Source organism: Nostocoides australiense Ben110 (assembly GCF_001050535.1).
In the GTDB taxonomy this organism is placed as follows: Bacteria; Actinomycetota; Actinomycetes; order Actinomycetales; family Dermatophilaceae; genus Nostocoides_A; species Nostocoides_A australiense.
In genome coordinates this window covers 2,460,332-2,464,895 of record NZ_HG764815.1, presented here as the reverse complement: position 1 = coordinate 2,464,895, position 4,564 = coordinate 2,460,332, and the positions used below count along the sequence as shown (strand labels likewise).

Genomic DNA, 4,564 nt, shown 5'->3' with positions numbered 1-4,564 from the left:
GCGATGCGGGGGCGGGCGATGCGGTGTCGGGCGACGCTGGGCCGGGCGGGCGGGCCCGGCGCGTGCTCGAGGTTATCACCCGCGACCTCGGTTTCGCGCCCCGCACCGACCCGGCGGCACCACACGTGATCCTGTTGCGGCACTGTCCCTTTGCCGCCGCCGCGTCGCAGGCCCGAGAGATCATCTGCGGCCTGCACCTCGGCGTGGCCGAGGGGGTATGCCGCGCCACCGGCGACACGCTCAGCGTCGCCGCCCTGCACGTCGCCGACCCCCACGTCGGCCCCTGCCGCCTCGAACTCGCCTGACCTCCCCCGCCCCCTCCAACCCAGTCGAGTGGGGCCTGTGGATGGAGATCTGGCCACCTATCAAGATTCTTGCGTTCATCCGGCCCTGGTCGGGTCGGGCTGGCAACCCGATGCCACCGTCGACGACCTGCACGGGTGGATCTACTACTCCCAGAAATCTGTATCTTGGCCGGATGCGTCGGCACCAAAATATAGTTTCCATATAGTTGTAGCCTCGATAATCTCTCGTCATGCCCGGTGTGCGACAGGACCTACGCCGCCGGCTTCAGGAGTTGGCGTTCACCCAAGCCGGCTATTTCAGCGCCTCTCAGGCCAGGGCCGTCGGGTACAGCTACCAGGCCCAGAAGTACCACGTCGACCACGGCAACTGGCTCCGCATCGATCGTGGGCTTTTCCGCCTGCCGGGTTGGCCCAGTGATCATGACGACAGCTATGCCAGGTGGACCGTCTGGAGCCACGGTCGAGCCGTGATCTCCCATGAATCGGCCCTGTCGTTGCACGACCTCTCGGATGTCAGCCCAGCGCGCGTCGACCTGACCGTCCCCTCCGACTTCGGCGCGGTGGCCGACGGCGTCTGCCTCCACCATGCCGCCCTTTCCACCGACGGATGTCGAGGACCGCGGCTCCTGGCGGGTGACTGACGTCGAACGCACCCTCGTCGATGTCGCCGATGGAGACTCTCCGCAGGAGATCGTGGACGGCGCAGTGGCCGGCGCACTCCGGTTGGGAAAGGTGAGCCGCCGCAAACTCCTCCGGCGCGCGATGAACAGCCCGGACCGTGCCGCCGTCCGGCTCAACGTGTGCTGGCGAGAGCGGCGGATCAGTGAGGTCGACTCGTCGCCAGACATACCCCAGCGCATAACCCCTTGACGCATCGAGCCGGCGTCCGTAGCCTTTCCGTAGTATCGAGCGTAGGACATTCGTAGGAGGCTCCGGTGAAGCGAGAGATTTTCCTCAGCTGGGCGCACGCCGACCAGCCAGCGGTGGAACGACTGATGACCAAGCTGCGCCCCGAACTCGCCTCGTTGAAGGACATGACGGTCACGGTGTGGGCCGATTCCGAGGTGCATATCGGGGACGAGTGGCGTCGGGAGATTCTGGGTCGCCTGGAGGTGTGCGACTACGCCCTCGCGCTGGTTAGCCCGCAGTACCTCACGCGCCGGTTCATCGTTCACGAAGAAATCCCTCTGATCGTTGGGTCGGGAGCGGTCACCTCGGTGCTGCCGGTCGGTCTCAAGCCCGTGGCGCTCGACGGGAGTCGCGAATGGCACGGGCTGGATGTCCGCCAGATGCACCTGCGGCGACAGCCCTCGGGCGCAGACCGATTCTTCAACCAATTGCGGGGGTCGGCGGCTCAAGACGAGTTCGCAGCCACCCTGGCGACCCGGATCCGGCAACGCGTTCTACGCGACGTGGCGGCCGGGGCGACGCCGTGAACCGACGCACCTCCGGTCGGGACCGCCTGGCTCCCAATGCCGTTCGCCACCATCTCTCGGCCTTGACCCAAGAGCTTTCGCAGCGGCAGCGCGACCGGCTCGAAGCCCTGGTTCAACTCATGGACGACCAGCGCCTTATCCGGCTCGACCAGGCGCTGGACGCCTCCACCACCCCGGGGACCGATGACAAGCGGCTTTCCCTCTTCCGTCAATTGCGGGCGGCGCTGGACGCGGCGGCGGCGGATGCCGGCATCGAGTTGCACCTCGCGGCGGACAAGAGCAAGGACCCGCCGGCTCAGCGCGTTTGTTGGTTCGAGGGTGCGGACACGACGGCGGTCGAACTGTCGGAAATGTCTCGGGCCAGCGCGAGTGAAGGGGTCCCGGCTGACCCGGTCGCACCCATGCTCATGCGCGCCCTCCCCGCTCGGGTGCATGTCAGCTTCGCCCTAACGGAGGAACCGGCCCGGAGGAGACTGATCGACGACCTGATCAACCGGCTCCGCGCGCACCTGCGCACTCGCGGCGGGGAGGCAGATTGTGTCGTGACCTCCTCCGGCGAGGTGCACCTCGGGGATGCGCGCGAAAAAGAACGGAGCGCCGCGATCGCCGCCGCCGATGTGGTGGTCGCTCTGGTCAGCACCGCATACGCGGTCGAGACGGACGGCGACCTGGATCATCTGGGTGACGTGCCGGTCGTCCCCGTGGCCTTGACTGCGATCGAGGCGGGCCGCGACTTGGCTCCCCTCGAGGTCGGCCAGATCGTCGGCCAGAGTCGCCCGTATGCCGCTTGCCGCACCTCAGAAGACAAGGACGCCTTCGTGCGGGAGGTGCTCGTGACCATTCGGCATCGCCTGGCACCCTCCTCACTTCGGGACATGCGGACCAACGACCCGGTCGATGCCGTGACGGCCTACTCGCGCGGAACTGTGGGGTATCTGCGGCCGGCGCACCGGCTCGTCCCGCCTGTGATGGCGACGGGCGAGCTCGAGGCGTGGGCCACGAACCGCGGGCGCACCTCTCGTGTGGCCGAGACGGCGCTACCCGCCGTGGAGACGCTCGCCGCCTGGGCCGGTGATCCGCAGAGCACGTTGCTGACCGCGGTGCTCGGCGACTTGGGCATGGGCAAGACGACGACGATGAAACTCCTCACGGAGCATTTGCTCGACCGCCGGCTCACACACGGAGCGCAGGCGGCGCCTCTTCCGCTTCTTTTTGATCTGCGTCGCATCTCGGTCGAGCAGTATCGCTCGGCCCGAAATCTTCGCGGCATTGTCGAGGCGCTGCTCGACGCGGAGACCGCGACCGGGCACCGGCCAACCGTGGATGCTGTCCTCAACGCAGTGAACACCGGAAATTGCCTGGTCATCTTTGACGGTCTCGATGAGATCCTGGTCCACCTGACCGACCGCGAGGGGCAGGAGTTCACCCGCGCCTTGCTCGACAGCACCCGGGTGTTCTGGCAGAACCGGAAGGACCCAAGCGGCGCGACCTCGGCCACCCAGCCCAGCAAGCTCCTCGTGACCTGCCGGACTCACTACTTCCGGTCCGTCAAGGACGAGACCGCCCATTTCACCGGGCAGGATCGGGGAGGCCCCGGCAAGCAGTCCTGGCAACTGCTTTTCGTGCTTCCGTTTGGCGAAGACCAGATTCGCGATTACCTCGCCGCGAATATCCCGGGGGCAGATGTCGATGCCTTGATGGGTCTCCTCGCCTCCGTCCACGATCTGCGAGGCATGGCCGAGCGGCCCCTGACGTTGATGATGATCAGCGATGAGCTGGAATTCGTCGAGCGGGCCAAACTAGCCGGTTCGTCTGTTCGCCCGGTCGACATCTATGCCGCGATGACAGATCGCTGGCTTGCGCGGGACAACGGGAAGCACACCTTGCTGCCCGAGCACAAACAAGAGCTCATGGAGCACTTGGCGGCCGAGCTCTGGCGAGAGGGACGCAGATCCTGGTCGGCACGCCAGCTCGACCAATGGCTGGTGGACTTCCTCGCGGCTCGGCCGGCCATGCGCCGGCATTACCCCGACACGATGTCTCCGCAGCTATGGCAGGAGGACCTGCGCACAGCGAGTTTCGTGTCCAGACGTGCCGATGACGAATTCCGTTTCGCGCACAGCTCGCTGCTCGAGTACTTCCTGGCGCGCTATCTCGCCGCCGCTTTGAGGCTCGGCCCAGATCGAATGGACGTGGTGCGACAACGTTGGGCCATGCCGGTCCCGAGCCAGGAAACCCTAGACTTCTTTGGCCAGCTCATCGCTGGCACGCCGGAAGTCGAGCGGAGGGCTCTGGGCGCTCTGGACGGCCTCGCCGCCTGTTATACCCCCCAGACGAGTGAAGTGCTCCTCGCCTATGCCCTGTCCGCAAGCCAGCACAATCACCCCCTCCCTAAGCTGCATGGGGCCCATCTGGAGGGCGCACGACTGCGTGACTGGTCACTAGGTGTCGAAGGCAACCGGTTAAGTCTTTCCGGTGCTCACCTGGATAATGCCGATCTGTCGAGGACTGTCATCCGCGGCATTGACCTGACGGGCGCCCAACTGGCAGGCGCCAACCTTGAGGGAAGCCTGGTGCGCGGCTGCTCGTTGCGCGGAGCGCAACTGGACCGCGCGAATCTCGCCGGCGCGGTCTTTCGCCATACCGACATGGTCGACGCGAGCTCCGTATCGGCCACAACGCACCTGACCGCCGCGCTCTTTTGCGCCGGAGCGGGTGCCATGGCCGGCGACTGGCAGCTAGGCCCGGCTCCCGCGGCTCCTCCCCGCCCATCCCAACTGCATGCCCTGACCGGCCACACCGGCTCGGTGTGGGCGGTGGCGT

The 4,564-nt window shown here is 66.6% G+C and carries 3 protein-coding genes and 1 pseudogene; all 4 read left to right on the top strand.

Translation table 11 applies throughout. The annotated features are described in order from the left end of the window. Window positions 1–305: pseudogene (locus BN11_RS11840) on the top strand (hypothetical protein); the annotation flags it as partial. Between the two features lie 230 nt (window positions 306–535). After that, window positions 536–946, top strand: a complete 411-nt coding sequence (locus tag BN11_RS22675; RefSeq protein ID WP_157044108.1) for a type IV toxin-antitoxin system AbiEi family antitoxin domain-containing protein — start codon at window positions 536–538, stop codon at window positions 944–946. 294 nt (window positions 947–1,240) lie between these two features. Then, the gene (locus BN11_RS11830) at window positions 1,241–1,741 is read left to right on the top strand and encodes a toll/interleukin-1 receptor domain-containing protein (protein WP_048697958.1); all 501 of its coding nucleotides are present in this window, start codon (window positions 1,241–1,243) and stop codon (window positions 1,739–1,741) included. A 62-nt stretch (window positions 1,742–1,803) separates the two neighbouring features. After that, a partial coding sequence (locus tag BN11_RS11825) for an NACHT domain-containing protein (RefSeq protein WP_162213222.1) occupies window positions 1,804–4,564 on the top strand: 2,761 nt, incomplete at its 3' end.